Source organism: uncultured Acetatifactor sp. (assembly GCF_948601915.1).
Lineage (GTDB): Bacteria > Bacillota > Clostridia > Lachnospirales > Lachnospiraceae > Acetatifactor.
This window is the reverse complement of record NZ_CAPDXS010000237.1, coordinates 1-4,323: the sequence shown is the minus strand read 5'-3', so window position 1 is coordinate 4,323 and position 4,323 is coordinate 1. Positions and strand designations below refer to the sequence as shown.

Here is a 4,323-nt window from a genome sequence, read left to right as displayed (position 1 = left end):
GGGCTTCCCCACGGAGCTGGGCACAAGGGAGCGGTATTTCGCAAAGGTCACGGAACCCCCCTACCGCATAGGGGAGGACGGAGAAATCTACACGTGGGGCGGAAAGCCTGAGCGGAACTTCTTCTACGCCTCCTCCACAAGAACGATGCAGGTGTTCTTCTATACGCCTCTCCCTGAGGAGATAGACCTCATATGCACCCTGCTGGATTCCTCCACCACCGCCCGGGGCGGCCGCCAGATATCCTCCATCGTCGCCCAGGAGGCGGCGAGCTACTTCAGTGGCCAGAAAAGCGCTACGGATGTAGCGACCCTCATCCAGAATCGGGTTTCCATCTACCTGGAGGAGCAGAACTGAGATCTGGAGGCCGTAATCAGGAAGCATGCGGCCTACTACAGAAAGAGAAAGATAGGAGAGATGATTATGAGCAAATTGAAAAAGAAAGCATTTGCCGTTATCCTGGGTGGCGCTCTGAGCGTTATGAGCTGTCTTCCTGTATTTGCGGCTGAACCCGGAATAAGCCCCCATTATAAAGTTGCACTTTGCAATCAATGTAACAGCTGGTCTTTTTTTACAAATCGGACAGAAGTATATAAGGGTTCCGAAAGGATTGACGGGATTTTATATAAGATATATAACGTGACTGTAGAAAGTCACTGCGATAACTGTAGTTACAATAAATCAGAGAGTTACACGGAGTACAGACGTCAATAACGTATCCTACCAAAAACAGCAGAATTTACACAGCATTCTGGCCATGCGTTTGTATGGCCGGAATGTTGGCGTGAAAGGGAGGCAACTATGCATATCAGACAGAAAAGCCATGACAAGAAAAATCCCAATGCCCCTTCCCGGCAAAGCCTTTGGCTGGCAGTCTTATTTCCAGCCCTCTTCCTGACACTGACCGGCTGCGCCAGGGGAGGCGAGGAGGAAAACGACTCCCCCTATGTCTACGAGACCCAGTTCCACTCCCCCGAGGGCGGCGTAGAGGGCTTCACGGTATCCGGTGATTCTGTCTACTACAGCACCTTCGACGGAGAATTCTACCAGTGGACGCCGGGCGGGGAGGCCAGAAAGCTGGACATAGCCCCCTTTACAATCGAGGCTGACCATCGTCTCCTACAGGCGGACTATCGTCTCCTACAGGCGGACCACCAGGGGAACCTGTATGTCTTCTATAGTGTGCCGGATCCGCTGAAGCCCGACTTCCGCTATCTGGTGAAATACGATGCCGCGGGAAAGGAGCTGGCCAAGCAGAACGTCTCCCTGCTCACCAGCCAGTTCACCCCCTACGAGACGGCAGTGGACGGGGAGGGGCGACTCTATCTCATAGGGATGGATAAGCTCCTCCAGTTCGATGGGGCCTGTAACTGTATAGGGACAGTGGAGGCTCCCGAGGGAGAGATGCCAAACTGGCTCGCAGCAGACACCGCGGGCCATGTATACTGCAGTCTGTACGACACCCAAACTTATGAGACGTCTGTCATACGGGAGGTCGTCTGTGGCGGGGAGGCCTCCGGGGACAGCCAGGGCGGTTCCCCGCAGGATTCCCAAACCGCCTCCTTTGGGAATCCCCTCGGAGAGGCTGTGCCGGGAAACTGTCTGGCGGCCTATGGCGAGAACCGCTTCCTGAACTCCGTAGACAATTCCCTCTATCTCAATGACCTGACGTCAAATACCCGGACGGCACTGCTGCAATGGGTGAACTGCGACATCAATCCCGACTTCGTGCGGCGCATCGCCACGCTGGCTGACGGACGCATCGTGGCGCACCTCCAGGAGGATGATGGCATCGGCGAGCTGGCCGTGGTAGCGGAAGTCCCCAGGGACCAGGCCGCCGAAAAGGAGGTCATCACCCTGGGCATCCTGCAGGCCGGCAACAGCCATCTGTCGCGCTGCATCTCCCAGTTCAACAGGAACTCCCCTGACTGCCGCATCGAAGTCAGAGAATATTACGATGCCAACCTGGATTCGGGACAGCCTGATGCCACAGAGGAGGCCCGCACCGCCCTGCACATGGACATCTCCTCCGGCCAGTGCCCGGACCTCCTGGTTCTGGAATACGACGACCTGGAGACCTATGCCGCCAAAGGGCTCCTGGAGGACCTGGCCCCCTATCTGGAGGCGGACGGGGACCTGGAGCTGGCGGACAATGTGATAGAAGCCTACACCTTCCACGGTAAGCTCTGCGCCCTCCCCGGCGCGCTGCAGATCCGGACGCTGGCAGGGCGCACCGAACGCCTGGGGGAGCTGGGGGACGCCGCGGGCTGGACGCTGGAGGAGATGATGGAGTTCATAGACGGCAACCCTGACAGCACCGTATTCTCCGCGGATGCCGGACAGCTATTGGAATACAGCCTCGTCTTCAACCAGTCCCATTTCGTGGACTGGGAGGCGCATACCTGCGACTTTACATCCGATGAATTCATACGTCTGCTGGAATTCTGCGGGCGCTTTTCCGACAGAAAGGGGACGGAGGGCGCAGAGGTCCTGGACATGATGGAACGGAGCAACACCGCCCTGCTGCACGAGGTGGAGTTGGTCCGGCCGGAGGACATCTCCCTGCTGGCACAAATCCTGGGGATGGAGGACATCTCCTATGTGGGCTTCCCCACGGTGGACGGCCGGGCGGGCAGCCTGCTGGAGGACTGCGGCGGGACATGCGCCATCTCCGCCAAGTCAAAGCACAAGGAGGAGGCATGGGCCTTTGTGGAGCTGCTGCTCACCGGGTGGGAGAATCCTCCCAAAAGCTATTCCGCCCTGAAGGGCACAAAGGGCTTCCCCACGGAGCTGGGCACAAGGGAGCGGTATTTCGCAAAGGTCACGGAAAATCCCTACAGCATAGGGGAGGACGGAGAAACCTATATGCAGGACGGAAAGCCTGAACGGCACGCCGACCACATACTCTCCTCAAGAACGTTGCAGGTATTCTTCTATACGCCCCTCCCCGAGGAGACGGAGCTCATATGCGCCCTGCTGGATTCCTCCACCACCGCCCGGGGCGGCGGCCAGATATCCTCCATCGTCGCCCAGGAGGCGGCGAGCTACTTCAGCGGCCAGAAAAGCGCCGCGGACGTGGCGGCCCTCATCCAGAACCGGGTATCTATTTACCTGGAGGAGCAGAACTGAGATCTGGAGGCCTTGAATCAGTTTGTATGGCCGGAATGTTGGCGTGAAAGGGAGGCAACTATGCATATCAGACAGAAAAACCATGACAGGAAAAATCCTAATGCCGCTCCCCGGCGAAAGCTTCGGCGGGCAGTCTTATTTCCGGCCTTAGTTCTGGCACTGGCACTGACCGGCTGCGCCATGGGAGGCGGGGAGGAAATCGACTCCCCCTATGTCTATGAGACCCAGTTCCACTCCCCCGAGGGCGGCGTGGAGGACTTCACGGTATCCGGTGATTCTGTCTATTACGTCACTTTCGACGGTGAATTCTACCAGTGGACACCGGGTGAGGAGGCCAAGAAGCTGGACATAGAGCCCTTTACAACCGAGGCTTGCAGACGCCGCCTCCAGGCCGACCACCAGGGGAACCTGTATGTCTTCTATAGTGTGCCGAATCCGCCGAAATCCGACACCCGCTATCTGGTGAAATACGATGCCGCGGGAAAAGAGCTGGCCAGGCAGAACGTCTCCCCGCTCACCAGCCAGTTTGTCCCATATGAGACGGCAGCGGACGGGGAGGGGCGGCTATATCTCAAAGGGATAGATAAGCTCCTCCTGTTCGATGGAACCTGCAACTATGTAGGGACGGTGGAAGCTCCCGAGGGAGAGAATCCAAGCTGGCTCGCAGGAGACGCCGCAGGCCATGTATACTGCCGCCTGTACAACTCCGAGAATGATGCTATTATACGGGAGGTCGTCTATGGCGGGGCGGCATCCGGAGATGGGCGGAGCGTCTCCCAGAATCAGAGTACATCCCAGGAAGACGGCCAGCGAGGTTCCCCGGAGGACAGCCAAGATGTATCCTCACAAGATGCCACAATCGCCTCTTTCGGGAATCCGCTTGGCAAGACTGTGCTTGGAAACTATCTGGCGACCTATGGTGAGAAACGTTTCCTGACTTCCATAAGCAACGCCCTCTATCTCTATGACGCGGCAGCAGATACCCTGAGGTTGCTGCTGCAATGGGCGAACTGCGACATCGATCCAGACTCCGTTAAGCGCGTCTCCACGCTGGCGGACGGGCGCATCGCAGTGCTCCTCCAGGAGGATGAAGGCGCCGGCGAGCTGGCCGTGGTGGAGGAAGTCCCCAGGGACCAGGCCGCCGAAAAGGAGGTCATCACCCTGGGCGTCCTGCAGGCCGGCAACAGCCATCTGCT

The 4,323-nt window shown here is 58.1% G+C and carries 4 protein-coding genes; all 4 read left to right on the top strand.

What is annotated here, in order from left to right:
- A partial coding sequence (locus Q2B33_RS23380; RefSeq protein ID WP_330691422.1) for a hypothetical protein occupies positions 1 to 355 on the top strand: 355 nt, incomplete at its 5' end.
- A gap of 66 nt (positions 356 to 421) precedes the next feature.
- Positions 422 to 712, top strand: coding sequence for a hypothetical protein (locus tag Q2B33_RS23375; RefSeq protein ID WP_300563982.1), 291 nt, complete (start codon positions 422 to 424; stop codon positions 710 to 712).
- A gap of 87 nt (positions 713 to 799) precedes the next feature.
- Complete coding sequence (locus tag Q2B33_RS23370; RefSeq protein WP_300817620.1) at positions 800 to 3,127, top strand: ABC transporter substrate-binding protein; 2,328 nt, start codon at positions 800 to 802, stop codon at positions 3,125 to 3,127.
- Between the two features lie 60 nt (positions 3,128 to 3,187).
- Positions 3,188 to 4,323 (top strand): hypothetical protein (locus Q2B33_RS23365; RefSeq protein WP_300817619.1); only part of this gene is annotated, 1,136 nt, incomplete at its 3' end.